The following is a 20859-nucleotide window of genomic DNA, read 5'->3' as shown; positions in this document are numbered from 1 at the left end:
TTTTATGTTGAGCAGATCCAAATCGTCCAAGAAAAATGCCATGCCGACGGATTCGTTGATCGGCAGAGGCACCGAGGTTGAAGGCGCCCTGGCCTGCCAGGCCAACGTGCGCATCGAAGGCAAATTCAGCGGCGTCATCGAAAGCACCGCCTGCGTCACCATCGGCGAGCATGCCGAGGCCAGGTCCGACATCAGCGCCAGGGAGGTTATCATTGCGGGAAAAGTGTTTGGAGACGTGCAGGCGGAAGGCAGGCTGACGATCACCTCGACCGGCCAGATGTTCGGCAACGTGCTCGCCGCCTCGTCCCTCGTCATCGCCGAGGGCGGGATCCTGAACGGTTCCAGCAAAATGGAGCCCAAACAGGATGAACGCCAGGAAAACGCCGGAGCAGGCGATGTGCATCTGCTGGAATCGGAAGCAGGCTAAAACCGATGCACTGCCGCCGGAAAACGTGACGATTCACGCCATCATTCGTCCTCCCAGGGCATTTCTCAAAAAAGCCCGGCCTTAGCGGTACGCGAGCGAATGCGCGCACAGCTAAAGCCGGGCTTGACGAATTAGGCGGCAACGTCCCTTTTATGGAACACGTACCAGGAAACCGCCATAAACACGATATAATAGACGGCCAGCACCGCCAGGGAAAATCCAAGGGTCGCTCCGCCCGGTCCTTCGTCGGCTTTCAGATACCCCGAGAGATCCATGTGCGAAAACAGAAGATATTTTGCCCAGCCGTAACGGTCCGGGTTGAACAAGCTCGCAAAAATCCCTTTGGCGAACATGATGAACAGCGCCAGACCGATGGACAACCCTCCGGCACGGAACACGGTCGACAGCATGAACGCAATCGCCACCGTCATGAACAAATTCACGTAATCGCAAAGCAGGTAGCGGAACGTAAAGGCGGAACCGCTCTCGCCCGGACCGATCAAACTGCTTTCCCCGCCGCCCGCAAAGAAAATGCTCGACGCCAGCATCGCGACCGCGGCAAGCAGCAGCGTGCACAGCAGGCTAAACAGAATGACCGCTATATATTTGGAAAGCAAAATTTTGGACCGGCTCCACGGGCGGACCAAAAGCAGCTTGATCGTGCCCCAGGAAAATTCCCCCGCCACGGAGTCGGCTGCGACGATGACGGAAAAAATCGTGCACAGGTAAAACGTAAACGATGCGGTCAACATGACGCTGTCCCATAACGTGGTTTGCCCTCCCGAATCGACCATGGAAAAAAGCACCGGAAGGATCGCATTGCAAAACGCCAAAATCCCGAGCATGACCCACGTCCGGACGCGCCGGTAAATTTTCATGTTTTCGTTTCGCACGAGGCCGAGAAAATTACCCAATCGGATCACCTCCCGTCATTTCCAGGAACTGATCTTCCAGCGACCGGGTCACCGTTTGTATGCCGTACACCTTGATGCCCGCCTGAACCAGCCTGGCGTTGATTTCCGGAATCTCGTCCCGGCCCAGCTTCAGGGTAATCACGTTCCCCTCCCGGCTGCCGCCTTCCAGGACGGCCAGGGCGCGCTCCGGCTCATCCACCGCAAATCCGGTTTCGGCCGCTTCCGCCTTGCTTTCGCTGCCGTTTCGGAGCGATCTGACGTCGATCAGCCGACCGTTCTGGATAATCGCCACGCTGTCGCACATCAGCTCCATTTCGGACAGCAGGTGGCTGGAGACGAACACGGTCGTCCCTTCATCCCGGCACAGATGGCGCAAATAATCGCGGAGCTCCCGGATTCCTTGCGGATCAAGCCCGTTGGTGGGCTCGTCCAAAATCAAAAGCCGCGGCCGGTGCAAAATGGCCTGCGCCACGCCCAAGCGCTGCCGCATTCCCAGGGAATAAGTCCTAACCTTGTCGTGAATCCGGTTGCCGAGACCTACGAGTCTCACCACCTCTTCAATCCGCTTTGCGTCAATGCCCTTCATCATGCGGGCGAAATGGCGCAAATTTTGGTATCCCGTCAAAAACTTGTACATTTCCGGATTTTCGACAATAGCCCCCACATTGGCGACGGCCTTCTCGAAATGCTCCTTTATGCTGTAACCGCATATGTTGATATCCCCTTGGCTGATGGAGGTCAAACCGACCATCATGCGAATCGTCGTGGTTTTCCCGGCGCCGTTGGGTCCCAGAAATCCGAATACCTGCCCGGGCGGAATGTCGAGCGTAACGTTTTCCACCAGCGTTCTGGACCCAACCTTTTTCGTTACCCCTTCCAGCCGGACCACCGGTTCATGCTGCATTCGCTTCACTCCCTCGTCGTAGATTATCGCCTCATTGTAACATAGCCGTGACGCAAATGCCCCATATACTGGTAATTTTTCTCTTTTTCCCCCTGTTGATAACATGGTTGACAGCAGCCCAAAGGAATCGTCCCCCGGTAGTATCCCGTCTGGAAAATAACCATCGCGTCCGATGCAGGCACCGCGTTCTCGCAGCACAAGCAATAGACGTACTGCAGGTTTTTCATTGGAACCGCCTTCCTCTCCCTGGGTATAAAGCCGCATTTTTTATCCTGATTCGTGGACAAACCGCCTGCCGCATCTTCTTGTTTCGGAAAGGTTACGTTTTGTATCGTTATCAGAAATCTACATCAAGCGCTGCTTTCTGTCAAGTTTCTTGCCGTACAATGCAAAAAAACCGCCGGGATAGTTTCCCGGTCGGTTTCATCCTTACTCCATATGCTGCTTGATCAACTGATGGATCCGGCTTCGTTCCTTGTCGTTCACCAGGTAGTACCAGATGCCTTGGATCCGTTGCCCTTGGCCGCTGATTTCGACCTGATCGATTTTTTTGAGGTCGGTTCTGTAATCCATCAGAAAGGTTTCCATGTCTTCAAAGGTAATATCCGTTTTGACGGTGTCCGCAACCTCATCCAGCAACGACTCGATTTTGGTCACGGTGGCGATGTTCAATGAATTTTTGATGACCTGCTGCAAAATCTGTCGCTGCCTTGCGTTTCTGCCCATGTCCCCGCGCGGGTCGTCGAACCGCATCCGCGAATACATCAGCGCCTCTTGCCCGGTCAAATGCAGCTGTCCTTGATCAAACCGGTGCCCTGCATAAGAGAAAGCAAAAGGATTGTCGACATCGACGCCGCCAAGGGAGTCAATGATGCGCGCGAACCCCTCCATATTCACCCTGACATAGTAATTCACGGGGTAATCAAGGAAATGCTCCACCGTCTTGACGGACATGTTGACGCCCCCGAACGCGTATGCGTGGTTGATTTTATCCACGGTGCCGCGGCCGATAATTTCCGTCCGGGTATCCCGCGGAATATTGAACATCAGCATGCTTTGCTTCGCCGGGTTGACCGTCAAAAAGATCATCGCGTCCGATCGTCCCCGGTCATGCTCGCGCTGATCGACGCCCAGCACAAGCACGGTGAATGGTTTCTTATCCTGCAAATCAAAAGGAGCGGCCTTTTCCGTTCGGGAGGCACTGTACTCCGCCCCGGCTGCCTCGGCGGTGTTCCCTTCCTTGCCGGCCGGCTCAGGCAGCACCTGCCCATCCCTGCTTTCATAGATTTTGTGCGCGGTCGTCTTGACCGATTGGTAAATGTAAGCGGCATATGCCGTAACACCCGCGACGGCGATGATCAATATGGAAGACACGATAAGGATCCATTTTTTCATTGAATCGGCACGCTACCTTTCGTTGGTTAATAGGTGTCCCCGCCCGTTGGCACAAAACCCGGTAAGCCTGGATCGCCCCCAAAAATGGCTTTTATGCTTTTGCGCAAATCCGAGTCCCCCGTATGGATTACTCCACGCTTATTTAAATGGTTTTTTCGGGCGAAAGCACTATGCAGCGCTTCGATAAATATAGTAAAATGACTTTATCCCATTGATATTCTTTTCCCGTAATAATACGGTTTTTTTCTAGCGATCCCATGTTTTTTTCAACAACATTCCTATGTAGAAACATCAAAGATCCGGCCGCTTTCATGTTCAGCCATGACATCCGTATAGGGATCATATTGTTGCTGTCGAACTCTGCCGCCCGTGACGGTGCGGGTGATTTGTTTCGCCATGTTTGCTTGTCCGTGCTCATCCGGATCGAGGAGGACTCCGTACAGCTTGGCATTCGACAAACTGTCCTCTTTCCACAGCAGCTTGCCATGCATCCGGCAGATCGGCCTTCCATCGTAACCGATGTCGAAGAAGAGCCGGATTTCCGGCACGAGAGGAAAATCCAAATCACTGATAAATACGAGCGTGCGGGATTCGACTTCCCACAATACGGCCGGACGGGAGCGTCCCAGGGCAACGAGGGTTTCTCCTATTTGTTTAATGGATATGTACATTTGAAGGTGTATGCCGTATGACGTCAATATATTCATCGCACCGACCCTGCCTATGGGTATAAAAATATGTGAATCGTACTACACTTATTATCGATACATAATGTTTCTGATATGGATACATTTAGTATCACTCGCATTTTTTACTTTACGATACATTTTGTAACTAGTCAATCTTTTTTTAAGCCAATTTCGATATACATAAACATAGGAAAGCATGCGATTCATTTGTTTCCTTAAATCGGTAATTTGCAAGCAATCAGAGGAGGTTAATTCATGAATCATGGTAATCGCATCGCAGAACTCCGGGACCAAAGAGGATGGACTCAAGAAGAATTAGCCCAATCGATTGGCATCACGAGAGCCGCACTCTCCCATTATGAAAAGAACCGCCGCAAACCTGATTTCGAAATATTGACCAAGCTTGCCGATAAGTTTGAAGTTTCCATCGATTATTTGATCGGCCGCACGAATCAGCCCAAGCTGGAGATGGACCCCGAGGTGCGGGAATTCGTGGATCATTTGGAGCTTTCGGATTCCGATTTGCTGGACCGGTTTAACTTGACCGTCGACGGACGGAGCCTGACCGAAGAGGAAGCCAGACGTTTCATCGCTTTCGTTCGGATGGAGCGCTCCATGAAATAAACAGAAAGAGACCTCGGCAGCCATCAGCCGCCGAGGTCTTCAAGATTATAGAATGTATGCGCTTTACGCAAAGGAAGAGGGATTCTATAATCATTTGCCGCAATTCTATACAACAGATAGGCAGATCCAAGGTTTCAACCCAAGTTACCATAGAAAAAGTAGGAGCCCTGCAAGCAGTATTCCGCTGGAATGAACGGATCTATTTGGGTTCATGCCGTACCAAACGATCCTGCCGCTTACAGTAGCTATGCCAGCTGTCGGGGTGTATCCCGCATTGCTCCAGTACTTTAAGGATATCCACATGGGTCTGCGCCGGATGCTCATGATCGGTCCGTGCTTCGGTACCAAACTCCTTCTCTTCTCTCATCGAAAGATACCCTCGCTCCACTCATCGATTTATTCATCATAGAATCAGATCATCCGTCTTATCCTCAAGTCGAGTCTCCTTGACCAAAGAGAATAGGACTTTTCTATTATATCCCAAGAACGTCCGTGATGCTGTCGTCTGATGGAGAGTTTGTCTCTTAAATATAGTTCTATTTTTGTCGAAAAAAACGGGTCTGCGAGTTCTGTCTCCTTTCGGAGCCCGAATCACAGACCCGTTTATGACCGAGCCTACACGTTCACGAAAATGTTATGACTTATTGACTGCCGGTTCTGGCAAGCTCTCTCATGTTGGCTTCGAAGGCCGCCATCAGGGCCGCTTCGCCCGTCAGTCCTTTTTCTTGAACCTTGCGGATATGCTGCGTCATCCGTTTGTAATCCTTCGGAATGACCCGCACGAACTGATTCAAGTTTTGATCCCAGTTTTCGAGCACTCTTTGTCCCATGGCGCTGCCTGTATAGGATACGTGCTTTTGAATCAGCTGCTTCAGTTCTTCCGCCTCTTCGATTTCCTCCACCCGCTCCAGCAGCACCATTTCCAGGTTGCAGCGCTGGATGAAGTTATTCTCCGGATCATAGACATACGCGATTCCTCCGGACATGCCGGCCGCAAAGTTGCGTCCCGTGCCGCCCAGCACGACGACGCGTCCGCCCGTCATGTATTCGCAGCCGTGGTCGCCCACGCCTTCGACGACGACCGAAGCTCCGGAGTTCCGGACGGCAAAACGTTCGCCGGCAATCCCGTTGATGTACGCTTCGCCGCTGGTCGCCCCGTAAAACGCGGTGTTGCCGATAATGATATTCTCTTCGGCTTTGAAGGTCGCTTGATCCGACGGTTTCACGATCAGCTTGCCGCCGGAGAGGCCTTTGCCCGTATAGTCGTTGGCATCGCCCACGACCGTCAGGGTCATGCCTTTCGGCACGAATGCCCCGAAGCTTTGGCCGGCGGTTCCCGTAAACGTGAAGGATATCGTATCCTCCGGAAGCCCGGCCGCGCCGTATTTCCGCGTGACCTCGCTGCCCAGGATCGTGCCGACGGCCCGGTCCACGTTGGTGATCGGAAGCGTGCCCGATACGGCTGCCCCGTTTTCCAGCGCCGGTTCAGCGAGGGAAAGCAGGCGGCGCATATCCAGCGTTTCTCCCAAACCATGGTTTTGCGTTTTGCTGCGGTAACGCGTGCTGCCTTCCGGAATTTCCGGCATGTGCAGCAGCGCGGACAAATCCATGCCCTTCCGCTTCCAATGGTCGCTGACCGCATCTGCATCCAGGCAATCGGTACGTCCGATCATTTCTTGCACAGTACGGAAGCCCAGCTCGGCCATCAGCTCGCGCAGATCTTCGGCCACGAATTTCATGAAGTTGACGACATGGGCCGGATCGCCCATAAAATGCTTGCGCAGCTCCGGATTTTGCGTGGCGACGCCGACCGGGCACGTATCCATTTGGCAGACGCGCATCATGATGCAGCCGAGCGCAATCAGCGGCGCGGTGGAGAAGCCGTATTCCTCGGCCCCCAGCAGCGCGGCGACGGCCAGGTCGCGTCCGTTCAGCATTTTGCCGTCCGTCTCCAGCACGACGCGGTCGCGCAGATTGTTCAGGATCAGCGTCTGATGCGTTTCCGCGAGCCCGAGCTCCCACGGCATGCCGGCATGGCGAATCGAGCTTTGCGGCGATGCTCCCGTGCCGCCGTCATACCCGCTGACCAGAATGATGTCGGCTCTGCCTTTGGCGACGCCGGCCGCGATGGTGCCGACGCCCACTTCGGATACGAGTTTGACGTTAATGCTTGCTCTCGGGTTGGCGTTCTTCAGATCATAGATCAGCTCCGCCAAATCCTCGATCGAATAGATGTCATGATGCGGCGGCGGCGAAATGAGGCCGACCCCCGGCGTGGAACCGCGCACTTCGGCTACCCACGGGTACACTTTACGTCCGGGCAGCTGCCCGCCTTCGCCCGGCTTGGCGCCTTGCGCCATCTTGATCTGGATTTCGTCGGCATTCACCAGGTAATGCGACGTGACGCCGAATCGGCCCGACGCAACCTGCTTGATGGCGCTGCGGCGGGAATCGCCGTTCGCATCCGGAATGTAACGCGCGGGATCTTCCCCGCCTTCGCCGGTGTTGCTTTTGCCGCCGATGCGGTTCATCGCGATCGCCAGGCTTTCATGCGCTTCCTTGCTGATCGAACCAAAGGACATCGCCCCGGTCTTGAAACGGCGCATGATGGATTCGACCGGCTCGACCTCTTCGAGCGGCACGGCAGGTCCCGCCGGCTTCAACTTCAGCATGGAACGGATGGTCATCCGCTGCTCGTTTTCGCCCTGCACCAGCTCGGCGTATTTTTTATACACCTGGTAATCGCCGGTGCGCACGGCCTGCTGCAGCAGGTGGATCGTTTGCGGGTTGAACAGATGCTCTTCCCCGTCTTTGCGCCATTGGTATTCGCCGCCGGAGTCCAGCACCTTGTCGTTGCCGTCCTTGTCGGTGAAGGCGCGGTTGTGGTGCGCCAGCGCTTCGGCCGCCACCTCTTCCAGGCCGATGCCGCCGATCCGGGACGGCGTGTTGGTAAAGTATCGCTCCACGAATTCTTCCTTCAGGCCCACCGCCTCGAAAATTTGGGCTCCGCGGTAGGACTGGATCGTGGAAATGCCCATTTTGGACAATATTTTCACGACGCTTTTCGTCGCCGCTTTAATATAGTTTTTGACGGCTTTTTCATGCGTTACGCCGCGCAGCAGCCCCTGCCGGATCATGTCGTCCAGCGTCTCGAAAGCGAGGTAAGGGTTGACCGCGCTTACGCCGTAACCGAGCAGCAGCGCGTAATGATGCACTTCGCGCGGTTCGGCGGATTCCAGCAGGATGCTCACCTTCGTGCGCGTTCCCTGGCGGATCAGGTGGTGATGCAGGCAGGAAACGGCCAGCAGCGCCGGAATCGCCGCATTTTCGCGGTCGACGCCGCGATCCGACAAAATCAGGATGTTATGGCCTTTGGCAATCACGCGGTCCGCGGCTTCGCACAGCACGTCAAGCGCCTGACGCAAACCTTCGGCCCCGTCCGCCGCCGTGAAAAAGATCGGAATCGTCATCGACTTGAAGCCCGGACGATGCACATGGCGGATTTTCGCGAAATCCTCGTTGGAGAGGATCGGCGTGTCCAGCCGGATCTGCCGGCAGCTTTCCGGCTCCGGATGCAGCAGGTTGCGCTCCGGTCCGATCGTCGTTGCGGTCGACGTGATGATCTCCTCGCGGATCGCGTCGATCGGCGGGTTCGTGACCTGCGCGAACATTTGCTTAAAGTAATTGTACAAACGCTGCGGCTTGTCGGACAGCACGGCCAGCGGAGCGTCGTACCCCATCGAGGCGAGCGCCTCCATGCCGGTAGCCGCCATCGGCTCCAACACTTTGCGCAGCTCCTCGAACGTATAGCCGAACGCCAGCTGCAGCTGCGTCACGTTGTCATGCTTCGGATTCGGCAGCTCCGGCGCGTCCGGAAGCTCATCCAGGTTGACCAAATGCTCGTCGAGCCACTGCCGGTAAGGCTGCTCGGAGGCGATTTGCGCCTTGACTTCCTCGTCGGAAATGATGCGCCCTTCCTTCGTGTCGACCAGCAGCATGCGGCCCGGGCGCAGCCGGTCCTTGTACAGCACGTTTTCCGGCGCGATGTCGAGCACGCCCGCTTCGGAGGACAGGACGATCAAATCGTCTTTGGTCACGTAATAACGGGAAGGTCTCAGGCCGTTCCGGTCCAGGATCGCCCCGATTTGCACGCCGTCCGTGAACGCCATGGCCGCAGGCCCGTCCCACGGCTCCATCAGCGTGCTGTGGTATTCGTAGAACGCTTTTTTCGTTTCGTCCATCGTTTCATGGTTGTTCCACGGCTCCGGCACCATCATCATGGCCACGTGCGGCAGGGAACGGCCGCTCAGATAGAGGAACTCAAACGTGTTGTCGAACATCGCCGTATCCGAACCGTCCGGATTGATGACCGGCTTTACCTTGTCCAGGTCGGCGCCGAAAACGTCGCTTTTGAACAAGGATTGGCGGGCATGCATCCAGTTGACGTTGCCGCGCAGCGTGTTGATTTCGCCGTTATGGATCATGAAGCGGTACGGGTGCGCCCGCTCCCAGCTCGGGAAGGTATTCGTGCTGAAACGGGAGTGGACGAGCGCGATGGCCGTTTCGACCGCTTCGTTTTGCAGATCAAGGTAAAATTGGCCGACCTGCGCCGTCGTCAGCATCCCTTTGTATACGATTTTCCGGCAGGACAGGCTGGAAATGTAGAACGTTTCGCCTTCAGGCGTGCCGCCGTAACGAATGGCCCGTTCCGCGCGTCTGCGGATGATGTACAGCTTGCGCTCGAAATCCAAATCTTCTTTCAGGTCAGCGCTGCGTCCGATAAACACCTGGCGTACGTAAGGTTTGGCTTCTTTGGCCGATTTGCCGAGCATTTCGTCGTAGGTCGGGACGTCGCGGAATCCGAGGAATTTCTGCCCTTCTTCCTTAATGATCTGAATCAGCCGGCTCTCATGAGCCTCACGAACGGCCTCATCATGGGATAGAAACAACATGCCTGCTCCGTATTGCCCGGGCTCCGGAAGCTCGAAACCTTGTTTTTGCGCCTCTTCGGCAAAAAAACGATGCGGAATCTGCAGCATAATCCCGGCTCCGTCACCGGAATTCGGTTCGCTGCCCTGTCCGCCCCGATGCTCCATATTTTCGAGCATCGTCAGCGCCTGGGTGACGATTTCATGGGAAGCCCTGCCCTTGATGTGAGCAACAAACCCCATGCCGCAGGCGTCTTTTTCAAACTGCGGATCATAAAGTCCCTGTTTAGGGGGAAGTACCGTATGTCTCATGGAAAGCAACCTTTCTGTCTTCAGAATGAATAATGACTTAATTTCGGGTACGGCAAAACAAAACCACGTCGAGACGATCATTGGCTATAGAACAAAACAGTGACTAAGATTGGGGAATGGGGTAACTTACAACAGCGGACAACCTTGTTGCTTAGGGGAATGGGTATTGATATTTATTCAGCAAGAATTGGTTTTTTTATTTTATCACTGCCCTAAAAGCAGCGCAATTCAAAGTTTTTATGAGCCCGATAAATAATGATTTGCAGTGCCGCATTAAAGCGTTTTCCGGTTAAATAATATAAATACCGAATAAAAATGCATGGTGTATCCTGGATTTTCCTCCACCGGCCATAATACTCCCCTTGCACAATGGATTCATCGTTGCTTGAAACATTTTTGCTTTCCGGGCCGTTTGTTAAAATGCGGTAATCATATCAAAGCTTATGGAGAAGGAGACTACATCCCATGAAAAAAACCTGGACTGTAACCGCCCTGTCTTTCGCCCTGCTGGTATCGGCGGCCGGCTCTGCCTTGGCTTCGGCATCTTTTCGGGACATCGGCGAAAGCGGCGCCAAGCAACAAATCGAAGCTTTGCAGGCCAAGGGAGTCGTGACGGGCGTTGCCGCCGACCGGTTTGCGCCAGGCGAACGGCTCCTGTTGGCCCAAGGCATGGCCATGATCGCACGCGGCCTGTTAGCCGATGCGCCGGCAGGCGATGACAAAACGGGCCCGGGCGGCGCGTATTTCACAAGCATCCCTGCGGATGCTTGGTATCATGCTTCATTTGTTGCTGCGCATGACCGCGGGCTCGATTTGCCCGCCGACGCCGATCCGGCAGGCGCCGTGACCAAAGAGCAGTTTGTCCATTATGCCATGCAGGCTTTGGAGTCGACGAAGCGTTTCCCTATGATCAATCTGGTTCCTGCAGCCCTCGCCGATGAAGACCAGTTGACCGTCGAATACCAGGGCACGATTCAGCGCGCCCTGCACTACGGTTTGGTTGATCTTGACGAGTCGGGCCGTTTCCATCCGCAAACCCGAATAACGCGGGAAGATGCCGCTTCGATTTTATACAAAGCGATCGCGCTTTATGAGAAGCAGGCCAAGACCAACGATCCAACGAAGCCGCAAAGCTCCCAGGATTCTTCCAAATAACGGGGCCTTGTGAAGGTTCGGAGATATCGCGCGCCGAGGTGCCGCATCAGCGGAAAAAACTCTTCGAAGCCCGCTTGAAACGCGGGATTCGAAGAGTTTTTTTAATGGCTTAAGGTACGCTCGATCCGTTGATCCGGCATGAACCAGACCATGGCAACAAGCACGAAAAAGATGCCGGACAACCATGGACTCACGTAAGCGGTCAAAACCGCGAACAAGTAGAGCAGCGGAGACAATTTCCCTTTCCAGTCTTTCCCCATCGTTACGACGAAGGAGGAGTCGCCGGCATGCTGGTTCATGATCGTGCGCTGAAGCAGCCAGTACGAGAACGCCGCCAGCATTAAAACCATGCCGTACAATGCGGTAGGAGCGGCTGCAAAATGGCTTTCCCCCATCCAGGCCGTCGTGAACGGCACCAGGGACAACCAGAACAGAAGCAGCAGGTTAAGCCACATTAACCGGCCGTTCATCGTTCGAACCATGTGCAGCAAGTGATGATGATTGTTCCAGTAAATGCCGACATACACGAAGCTGAAAATGTAGCTAAGAACTTTCGGCCCAAGGCCGATCAACGCATGCCAGTCATGGCCTTCCGGCACTTTGAATTCCAGGACCATGATCGTAATGATAATCGCCAGCACGCCATCGCTGAACGCTTCCATGCGATTTGCTTTCAGAGTGGTTCCTCTTTTCCCGCTTCCGCGCTCTATTCAATATTCAATATTCGATATTCGATATTCGATATCAGTAAAATTGCATGATCCCCTTTATATTGTCAAGCCGAATTTTTTAGCGAACGGCCAACAGCCCCTGCCCTCGGCGTGATTCGTTATTTTTTCTCCGTGGCAAAATATAATATCGCAGCGACCGGAAATGCCAGACCGAACCATAACGCAGCGCTCCATCCTCCCGTGGCGTATGCCCAGCCCCCGACCGCCGAGCCCGCGGCGCCGCCCAAAAAGAAAATAGCCATAAAAAGCCCGTTCAAACGGCTGCGTATTTCGGGGCTCAGCGAGAAAAGCGCGCGTTGTCCAAGCACAAGATTCGCGGATACTCCCGCATCCAACAATATGGCTGCAGCGACGAGAACCGCGACGCCGACCGGCGAACCGGTCCGGACGACCAGCGGCAGCAACACCGACAGGACAACCGTAACGAGCGCGATTCCTGTGCCGGGCCTGGTCCAGCCGCGGTCTGCCAGCCGTCCGGCCACAGGCGCGGCAACCGCGCCCGCGATGCCCGCAAGCGCGAACAACGCGATGGCTTTCTGGGAAAAATGAAACATCGGGCCGGCCAACAGGAACGGAACCGTCGTCCAAAACAGGCTGAACGTCGCAAACACGCATGCATGATACGCGGCCCGGCGGCGCAAAAGCGGGGTGGTTCTCAGCAATCGCCACATCGATCCGAGCAGCGCGGCGTAGGAAGCGTACGAGGAAGGCCGTCTCGCAGGCAGCACCTTCGACAATACGATCGCCAAAACCAAAACGGCTGCGCCGGACAAAACAAATACGGCATGCCAGCCAAAAAGATCGGCGATCAGGATCGACAGCGGGCGCGAAAGCATGATGCCGAGCAGCAAGCCGCTCATCACATTGCCGACCACGCGGCCGCGCGAAGATTCGGATGCAAGGTACGACGCAAAGGGCACCAAGGCATCCGTTCCGCCTGAATCAAGCAAGGTTGGATCGGCCCATGGAGCCATAAAGGCTTGGCATCCGGATACAACGGACCATGCCGGAAATCAAAAACGGGACCGCCCCCCGAATGAAACGTTGGGGAACGGTCCCTTATTCATGCCTCCCGTTAAATTAGGCCGACACGGAAGACTGCTGTTGGTCGAGGACGCTTTTATGCGATTTCATCAGGAAGTAAACCAGCGTCAGAGCCAGGAAGACGATACCTACCGCGCCAAGCACGGCCGTTTGCTGCCACATGGCCGCGAAATCGCCGGTGGACACGACCGCTTTGAAGCCGATCACGCTGTACGTCATTGGCAGGAGCGGATTGAGGGCTTTCATCCAGTCCGGAATGAGCTCCAGCGGGAACGTGCCTGCGCTCGTCGTCAGTTGGAAAATCAGCAAAACGATGACGACAAAGCGCCCGGGCTGATCCAACCAGGTGACGATGGCCTGAATCATGAACATAAAGGACAAACTCGTAATAAACGTAAACAAGTAGAACAGAGGCACGTTTTGCACATCGAGCTTCAAACCGTAAAGAATGATGATGGCCGACAGCAACGATTGCAGCACGCTCATCATGACAAACGACAACGTCCGGCTGATGAACCGGTTGAACCCGGATGCGCCGAGCACGGAACTGTCCCGCATCGGAATGACGATGGTCGAGATCAAAGCGCCCACGAACAGTCCCAGGGACAGGAAATACGGCGCGAAGCCCGTTCCGTAGTTAGGAACTTTGGAGAACTTCTTCTCCTCAATTTTCACCGGTTCGGCGAACATTTTAAAGTTCTCGTCCCCCGCCTTCACTTCCCCGCTTTTTTCGGCGGCTTCGTTCAGCTTGGACGCAAGCTCCCCGGAGCCGTCCTGCAGCTTGCCGAGTCCTTCCGTCAGTTGTCCGGCGCCGTCGTCCAGCTGCTTGGAGCCGTCCGCAATCGCCGCTACGCCGCTGCCCAATTGGCTCATGCCGCCTTTCAGCTTGCCGGAGCCTTCGGCGATTTGCGCGGCGCCGCTCGCCAGCTGCTTGCCGCCTCCCGCCGCTTCGCCAAGCTTCGTGCCGAACTGCTTCATGCCGGATTCCAGCTTGGATTGCCCGGCTTCAAGCCGCGTCGCTCCTTGAAGAAGCTCCTTTTGCCCTTGATGCAGCTGCTCCATCCCGGCCGTCAGCTGCTTCGCGCCTTTGCCGAGCTCATCCGCGCCTCCCGAAACCTGCCGCAGCCCGTCATGCAGGCCCGCGGCTCCGCTTGCGAGCTGCCGCTGCGATTGATGCAGCTGGAAGGTCCCCTCGCTAAGCTGTTGTTGCCCTTGATGCAGCTCCTCGGTGCCTTTGGCTACCGATTGGCTCGCTGCAACAAGCTTCTGGAAAGCCGGGTTTTGCGCCAGCTCGGGGTTCTGCTGAGCCAGCTGCTGGAGGCCCTGCGCCACGCTTTGGGCGCCTGCGGCGACCTTGGCTCCCCCGGCTTCGGCCGTTTTCATGCTTTCCGCCAGCTTTGCGCTGCCGGCCTCCGATTGCTTCAAGCCGTCCTGCAGCTTGCCGCTGCCTTCCAGTGTGGCCGCCAATCCTGCTTGCAGTTTGCCGCTGCCTTCCACGGCGCTTTGAAGCCCGCTTTGCAGCTTCGCGCTGCCGGCCGCCGAAGCCTGCAGCCCTTCTTTTAATTGGACCGTGCCCTGATGCGATGCACTCACGCCGTTTTCCAGCTGCTTATGCGCCGAGGCGAGTTGTCCAAGACCGCCTGCAAGCTGCTGCGAGCCTTCTTTCAAGCTCAACGCGCCTTTCTGCAAATCGGCCGCACCGCCTGCCAGCGGCTGGACTCCCTGCTGAAGTTTGACGGTGCCCGCTACCATTTTGCTTAAGTTCTCTTTCAGCTTGGCAGCCCCCTCATTCAGCTTAACCGTGCCGTCGGACAGCTCCGAGGCGCCTTTTCCGGCTTCCCCGAGCCCGTCCGCTACCTTGGTGATTTGTTCAAACAGGCTTTTGGAATAAGCCTCCGTCACTTTTTCGGATACTTTGGCCCGGATTTCCTTGACGGCCGTCCCGCCGATTTGGGAAGCCAGGAAGTTATACCCCTCGTTCGGTTCGAAAATAATCTCCGAAGGCTGCGGATGTTCATCCAGCACCGTTGCGGCTTTGGAGGAGAAGTCCTCAGGGATGACGATCGTCATATAATAGCGGTTCTCCTCCATCCCCTTCTCGGCCTCGTCGCGGCTGACGAACTTCCAGGCGAAGTCCGCTCCTTTTTTCAACTCCTCAACGAGATCATTGCCGATCTGCAATTCCTCGTCCCCGTACTTCGCCCCGGTATCGTTATTGACGACCGCTACGGGCAGCTGGTCCATTTTGCCGTAGGGGTCCCAAAAGGCACCCAGGAACAGTCCGGCATACATCACCGGAATGCAAATGACCGCGATCATGGAAATGAGCAGTTTACGGTTGCGGGCCGTCGCAGCCATATCCTTTAAGAATACCGATAATGACCTCATCATAGTTCTCTCCTTAAATCCGTATTGAAGTGGTGAAACCAATTGACCGTTTTAATCATTTGGTCAATTTTTGACCGATAAAAACTTCCTCTTCGTCGCCGTCCGTCCGGACCGCTTACGGGGAAGCACTTTTCATCAGGTATGCTGATATGGCCTGCATTCGGGATTCGCGAGACCGTCCGCCAAAAATAAACGGATATAATGGTGGATTTCTTCTTTGCCGAGCGGCTCCCGAACATGCTTGTAATCGGAAGTCAGCGCAATGTACAGCTTGAACATGACAAAAGCGGCCACCTGAGGATCGCATGTGCCGATCTCCTCATGATCCAGCGCATAGGCGATCTCTTTCTCCAAATACTCCAAGATGACCCGCTCCAGCCTGGCAAGGCCGTCTCTGGCTTTAAGCGTTCCGACGTCCCGCACCTCTTGGGAAAGCTTGATGAACAGCTCATGTTCGCCGCGAAACTCCAGCAAAGCATCCAGGACGCTGAACAGATTCTCGAAAAAGGTTTTCTCCCTGTCCACCTTGCTCTCGGCCAACCGTTTCATCTCCAATATGGCCGTATTCAAAATCTCGTCAAACAGCTCTTCCTTGTTCGAGAAAAACGTATAAATCGTCCCTTTGCCGACATTCGCTATTTTGGCCACTTGATCCATCGTCGTGGCTTTGTACCCAAAAAGCGTAAAAGATTGCGCCGCCGCACGAAGAATTTGCTTTCGGCGATCTACGGCAGACATACCCTCGCCCCCTTTCCGTGGGGAATGGTCGTTCATGAGTTATGACTGATTTTCCATTTCGGTCAATTGGTCAATTCATACTTTAGCACGTCGATCGCTTTTTGGCAACCCTTGCCATCCTCTTTTTTTGAGTTTTTCTGCAATTTTCTGCGATGGTTTTCATGCTCCGGCGATTCTCTTGCTCTTTTATGGATTTTTGATATGGCCTCCTGTAAGATAGAGGAAGGAAAAGTGGGTGAATACATGCGAAAAAAGAGAGTGCTGCTGCTGTCCGAAGGTTTCGGCACCGGGCATACGCAAGCAGCCTACGCGCTGGCGGCCGGGATGAAAAGGCTCGACCCCCGTTTGCAATGCCGCGTTATTGAGCTCGGCAATTTTTTGAATCCGAAGATGGGCCCCTTCATCCTTTCGGCCTACCGCAAAACGGTCAGCAGCAGCCCCAGGCTGGTCGGAATGCTCTATCGCAAGCAATACGACAAATCGCTGAACCGGCTGACCAAACTTGCGCTGCACCGGATTTTTTACACGCAGGCGGCCCGGGTGATGAAGCAGCTCAGGCCGGATTTGATCGTTTGCACGCATCCCTTTCCCAACGCGGTGATCTCCCGCCTGAAACGGAAAGGAATCCAGGTGCCGCTGATCACGCTCATTACGGATTACGACGTCCATGCCACCTGGGTCAACAAAGAGGTGAACCAATACCTCGTCTCGACGCCCCAGGTGCGGAATCTGCTGCTGCGGCGAAACGTGCCGGCCGAGTCGGTCCAGGTTACCGGCATCCCCGTCCATCCGAATTTTTGGGAACGAGGGGACAAGGAGCAGCTGCAGAAAGAACTGGGACTGAAGCCGATGCCGACGGTGCTGATCATGAGCGGGGGCTGGGGCGTTTCTTTTAATAAAGAAATGATACGTCTGCTCTTGTCCTGGGCGGATGACGTTCAGTTGATATTTTGCATGGGAAGCAACGAAAAGCAGCTGCAGAAGATGAAAAGCACCCCCGAGCTCGACCACCCGAATATCCGCCTTCTCGGGTATACGAAGGATATCGACAGGTGGATGGATGTCTCCGATCTGCTAATTACGAAACCCGGAGGCATGACATGCACGGAAGGGCTCGCCAAAGGCATTCCGATGCTGTTTTACGAGGCGATTCCCGGGCAGGAGGAAGAAAACGGCCAATATTTCGTGGAGCTGGGCAGCGCGGAGATGATCTCTCCCATGGTGCTTCGCCGCTGGCACCACCGCCTCCTGCATGAATACGGCCAGGTGGAAAACGACAGGCTGAAGGCGCTGACGGCCACCGGCCCCGGAAAAAAACCTTGTTATTGCGCGCAGCAGGTTCTGGAATGGCTCCATCGACATACGCTGTCTTAAAGCAAGGGACTCTTCAACCAGGTTACATAGGATCCAGCCTAAATGCGGACGCAAAAACAGCTCCCTCCAACAATATGGAGGAAGCTGTTTTTTTGTGGCGATGAACGGGGAGTAAGTCCCCTTCTACAAGAAGCCCCTCCGGATGCGGCAATTATTTCCGGATGACGCCGATCCGCCCTTTGCTTTTCGCCGAATCCCCGTTCCCGGCCAAATAATCTGCATATAAAGACTGCAGCCGGATAGCCCAGCGGGTTTCCCCGTTCATGGCGCGCTGCAGCATCCATTGCAGCTGCGGATCCCGCGTGCAGTGCAGCAGTCCCTCGTACAGCTCGGCGGCATCAAGCGCATCGCCAATCAACAGGCGAAGCCCGTCCGGATATTCCTTGGGAGGCTCAACCTTGCTGAACACCGGATAACAGGCGGTCAAACGGTAATACCATCGCGTCCAGACTGCAAGGCGCTCCTTCTGCTTCATTTCCACGTTCCTGCTGAAGTACGCCCGGTGCTCCGGCGGCGCAAGCTGAAGCAATCGCTGCGCGTAAATCATCGAACGATACTCCGCCTGAATCATGTATTGAAGGTCGTGAACGGCGATGGGGCTGCATCCGGTCATCCGGTCCATCATCGGGAGACTCCCGCCTTTCCTGTAGGCTTATTCCCGACCAGTATATGCCCGGGAAGCGGCGTGGTGTTTGTCTAAAGACATGACGCTGCTTGGGGAGGCGAAGTTCTAGATTTCGAAGCTTTCGCCGGATTTCAGCGGGTGACCCTGGATGCCTTTTGGGGCCAGCCGTTCGCAGAACGCGGAAGCGTCCTGCCGGATGCCTTCGAACGTATCGTAGTGTACCGGAAGCACGTGGGACGCCCGCAGCCATTCCGCCGCCACGAGCGCGTCCTCCGGCCCCATGGTCAGCGAATCGCCGATCGGGAGCGCCGCCGCATCGATCCGGTTCATTTCCCCGATCAAGCGCATATCGCCAAACAGTCCGGTATCGCCTGCATGGAAAAAGGTTTTGTCGCCGATCGTCAGCAAAATGCCGCCGGGTTCGCCGGTATAAATCACGGTATCCCCCACCGTAAGCGAAGAACTGTGAAACGCGAGCGTATATTTTACCTTAAAGCCGTCAAACGTCTGACTGCCGCCGATGTTCATGCCGTACGCTTCAACCCCTTGGCTTTTGCAATATTCCGCCAATTCGTAAACGGCAACGATCGGGCACGCATTCGCTTTTGCGATGTCGATGCAATCGCCAAAATGATCTCCGTGGCCGTGCGTCAACAGCACCGCGTCCACGCGGATATCCCGGGGAGAAACGGTCGCGGCAGGATTCCCCGTCAGGAACGGATCGATGATGATTTTTTTCCCTTCCGCCTCCACAAGCACACATGAATGACCATAATACGTAATTTTCATAAACGTCGGCACCTCCTACAATTGATCGCCAAAACATGATATTCCGGATTGAACGGCAAAGCCTGTACAACCCATCTCTATCATATCGAATTGGGATTTATTTGTAAAAAGTATGATTGCCGATCCGCTTTTCGTACGTGCGGGTATGATGAATGGTCAGGTCCTGCGCCAGCTTCAGGGACAGGAAGAAATACGTGTCATCCGTCACGGCTTTTTTGCCGTTCAGCGCCTCATTCACCGCGCGAATGCAATCCCGGTTCGGCTTCACGCGGTCAAAGCGTCCGTTCGCCACGGGACTGAACTGATGTTTTTGATAGATGACCTTTTTAATCGTATTGGGAAAATTGGCTGACCGTAGCCGGTTCAAGACAACGTTCGCGACTGCGATTTTGCCTTGGTACGGTTCGCCTTCTGCTTCTGCCATGACGATTTTTTGCAGCAGGAGCACATCTTCAGCGGTCACGTTGTACTGCCAGGTGGCTTTCGCCCGTTCCGACGGACTCAGCAGTTTGGTCCGGCTGAAGAATAATGTTTTTGGGGGAGTCAGCTGAAGATTTTGCTTTTGCCGATGGGAAGCCTCCGCCTGAACGACCTTCGGTTTCGCTTGGGCTTGCTCGCGTGCCAACACCGTTTTGGACTTCGGCGACGTCGAAGGAAGCTGCTCAACAAAAGCAATTTTCGTTTTATTATTCCATAATTTGAAATTATTTACATTTTGCAATTGAATAGGCAACTCAAAACGCGTCTGTTGCGACGTGCTCCGTTTGCCCTGAACCTGTATATGTTCCTTGTTCACCGCGCTCGCGTTTTCGTTCATGCTCAAAGAAACCGCACCGATCCGGTCCAGCGTCATATTGCCTTTATGCTGCAGTTTTTTCGCTTGCTCGTCTTGCAGAAGCAAACAAATCGCAGAGAAACACACCAGAAGAACTCCGATCAGCAAAGCCATCCAGCGGTTTTGTCTTAAAGTGTACATGTTTTTCCTCCCACTACTCCCGGCACATTCCCTTTTCACACCGAATTTTGCAAATGACGATCATCTTGCATCATTCTCATGTAACCGAAAATAGAGGTTTTGAAAACCTGTTAATATTTTCAGTGATTTGCTGCATCCGCGAATACGAGAAAACGGAAAATACGTTTGTTACATCTTTACAACACCAAACAGCTTCGTGACGGCACAATTTTACGGTTCACAGATACGGCTAAAGGGAACAAGCTATTGTTTTATGTGCAGGAATGTTTTGAATGATCGGATCTTGCCGGACATCCTCGCCCGGATGCCCGCAAAATCCATGTATGCTAAAAACGCTCGAAAATATCAATCTACGAATATTCCATACGGAAGGATTCTAGTATCTCATACATTGGCTTTTCGTGCAAATGTGTGGAAAAAAGTACAAATTCATCGGCGATCCATGTTGCCATGTCGTCCCCTTGTTCCGAAGCCGCTGTTTGCTGAAGCAGAGGGGGCATCGAAGCCAGCTGAAATCCCTGATTTCCCGCGTATTTTCGGGCGATCGTGATGTGCGGGCGATAAGGTCTGGACTCTTTGGCGAACCCTAAGGTTTCCATGGCGTCCGTCACCTTTTCCTGCAGTTCGGCGAGGCCGTTTTTGTAGTCAATTACTCCAGCCCAAAGCACTCTCGGGGATGCCTCTGCGCCAAACACCCCCGCCTTTCCAAAACCAAGCTCAAATGGGCGAAATTGGCTGGCGATGGACTTTAACCTGAATTTCGAAAGTACTGCGCATTAAAAACATAAAAAGGGCTCCAAATCTTTGGTAGAATGGTGTTTGTCCAGGACAACATCACCCAAAGAG

17 protein-coding genes and 1 pseudogene are annotated in these 20859 nt (G+C 54.6%); 4 read left to right on the top strand and 14 right to left on the bottom strand.

Annotated features, from left to right (window positions below; translation table 11 throughout):
- Positions 1 to 4: 4 nt before the first annotated feature.
- Entirely contained in the window at positions 5 to 427 is a 423-nt protein-coding gene (locus NYE48_RS04215; protein WP_036709068.1) for a bactofilin family protein, read from the top strand.
- A gap of 131 nt (positions 428 to 558) precedes the next feature.
- Here the strand turns inward: NYE48_RS04215 and NYE48_RS04210 are convergent, their stop codons facing one another.
- From NYE48_RS04210 to NYE48_RS04190, 5 genes are all read right to left on the bottom strand, one after another.
- A complete protein-coding gene (locus NYE48_RS04210) occupies positions 559 to 1341 on the bottom strand; it encodes an ABC transporter permease (RefSeq protein WP_340997053.1) in 783 nt (260 codons plus the stop codon).
- The gene (locus NYE48_RS04205) at positions 1334 to 2245 is read right to left on the bottom strand and encodes an ABC transporter ATP-binding protein (RefSeq protein WP_339322277.1); all 912 of its coding nucleotides are present in this window, start codon (positions 2243 to 2245) and stop codon (positions 1334 to 1336) included. The genes NYE48_RS04210 and NYE48_RS04205 overlap by 8 nt, the downstream gene beginning before the upstream one ends.
- A 23-nt stretch (positions 2246 to 2268) precedes the next feature.
- Complete coding sequence (locus tag NYE48_RS04200; RefSeq protein ID WP_036709064.1) at positions 2269 to 2472, bottom strand: hypothetical protein; 204 nt, start codon at positions 2470 to 2472, stop codon at positions 2269 to 2271.
- A gap of 202 nt (positions 2473 to 2674) precedes the next feature.
- Positions 2675 to 3640 carry an LCP family glycopolymer transferase gene (locus NYE48_RS04195; protein ID WP_340997051.1) on the bottom strand — a complete coding sequence of 322 codons (966 nt, stop codon included), beginning with the start codon at positions 3638 to 3640 and terminating at the stop codon, positions 2675 to 2677.
- 278 nt (positions 3641 to 3918) lie between these two features.
- Entirely contained in the window at positions 3919 to 4347 is a 429-nt protein-coding gene (locus NYE48_RS04190) for a hypothetical protein (RefSeq protein ID WP_339322280.1), read from the bottom strand.
- A 237-nt stretch (positions 4348 to 4584) separates the two neighbouring features.
- Between NYE48_RS04190 and NYE48_RS04185 the strand changes: the two genes are divergently transcribed.
- On the top strand, positions 4585 to 4953 hold the full coding sequence (locus NYE48_RS04185) for a helix-turn-helix domain-containing protein (protein WP_036709062.1): 369 nt from the start codon (positions 4585 to 4587) through the stop codon (positions 4951 to 4953).
- 641 nt (positions 4954 to 5594) lie between these two features.
- Here the strand turns inward: NYE48_RS04185 and gltB are convergent.
- Complete coding sequence (gene gltB / locus NYE48_RS04180; protein ID WP_340997049.1) at positions 5595 to 10193, bottom strand: glutamate synthase large subunit; 4599 nt, start codon at positions 10191 to 10193, stop codon at positions 5595 to 5597.
- A gap of 465 nt (positions 10194 to 10658) precedes the next feature.
- On the opposite strand from gltB, the gene NYE48_RS04175 reads away from it, so the two are divergent.
- Positions 10659 to 11348, top strand: a complete 690-nt coding sequence (locus NYE48_RS04175) for an S-layer homology domain-containing protein (RefSeq protein WP_340997047.1) — start codon at positions 10659 to 10661, stop codon at positions 11346 to 11348.
- A gap of 101 nt (positions 11349 to 11449) precedes the next feature.
- On the opposite strand, the gene NYE48_RS04170 is transcribed toward NYE48_RS04175, so the two are convergent.
- The 4 genes and pseudogenes from NYE48_RS04170 to NYE48_RS04155 form a co-directional block, all read right to left on the bottom strand.
- A complete protein-coding gene (locus NYE48_RS04170; RefSeq protein WP_341000597.1) occupies positions 11450 to 12025 on the bottom strand; it encodes a TMEM175 family protein in 576 nt (191 codons plus the stop codon).
- A gap of 152 nt (positions 12026 to 12177) precedes the next feature.
- A pseudogene (locus NYE48_RS04165) lies at positions 12178 to 13005 on the bottom strand (MFS transporter); the annotation flags it as partial.
- A gap of 154 nt (positions 13006 to 13159) precedes the next feature.
- Entirely contained in the window at positions 13160 to 15514 is a 2355-nt protein-coding gene (locus NYE48_RS04160; RefSeq protein ID WP_340997045.1) for a YhgE/Pip domain-containing protein, read from the bottom strand.
- 132 nt (positions 15515 to 15646) lie between these two features.
- Positions 15647 to 16249 (bottom strand): TetR/AcrR family transcriptional regulator, encoded by a 603-nt coding sequence (locus tag NYE48_RS04155; RefSeq protein WP_036709052.1) that lies wholly within the window; start codon positions 16247 to 16249, stop codon positions 15647 to 15649.
- Between the two features lie 243 nt (positions 16250 to 16492).
- On the opposite strand from NYE48_RS04155, the gene NYE48_RS04150 reads away from it, so the two are divergent.
- Positions 16493 to 17623, top strand: coding sequence for an MGDG synthase family glycosyltransferase (locus tag NYE48_RS04150; protein ID WP_340997044.1), 1131 nt, complete (start codon positions 16493 to 16495; stop codon positions 17621 to 17623).
- A 151-nt stretch (positions 17624 to 17774) separates the two neighbouring features.
- On the opposite strand, the gene NYE48_RS04145 is transcribed toward NYE48_RS04150, so the two are convergent.
- The 4 genes from NYE48_RS04145 to thpR form a co-directional block, all read right to left on the bottom strand.
- Positions 17775 to 18248 carry a hypothetical protein gene (locus NYE48_RS04145; protein ID WP_339322287.1) on the bottom strand — a complete coding sequence of 158 codons (474 nt, stop codon included), beginning with the start codon at positions 18246 to 18248 and terminating at the stop codon, positions 17775 to 17777.
- Between the two features lie 105 nt (positions 18249 to 18353).
- Positions 18354 to 19037, bottom strand: a complete 684-nt coding sequence (locus NYE48_RS04140) for a metal-dependent hydrolase (protein ID WP_212950212.1) — start codon at positions 19035 to 19037, stop codon at positions 18354 to 18356.
- Between the two features lie 97 nt (positions 19038 to 19134).
- Positions 19135 to 20013: a cell wall hydrolase gene (locus NYE48_RS04135; RefSeq protein ID WP_212950211.1), complete on the bottom strand. Its 879-nt coding sequence runs from the start codon at positions 20011 to 20013 to the stop codon at positions 19135 to 19137.
- Between the two features lie 350 nt (positions 20014 to 20363).
- Positions 20364 to 20756 carry an RNA 2',3'-cyclic phosphodiesterase gene (gene thpR / locus NYE48_RS04130; protein ID WP_341000596.1) on the bottom strand — a complete coding sequence of 131 codons (393 nt, stop codon included), beginning with the start codon at positions 20754 to 20756 and terminating at the stop codon, positions 20364 to 20366.
- Between the last annotated feature and the right edge of the window lie 103 nt (positions 20757 to 20859).

It is taken from the genome of Paenibacillus sp. FSL M7-1455 (genome assembly GCF_038004655.1).
In the GTDB taxonomy this organism is placed as follows: Bacteria; Bacillota; Bacilli; order Paenibacillales; family Paenibacillaceae; genus Paenibacillus_AQ; species Paenibacillus_AQ cookii.
This window is presented reverse-complemented; position numbering and strand designations above follow the sequence as displayed.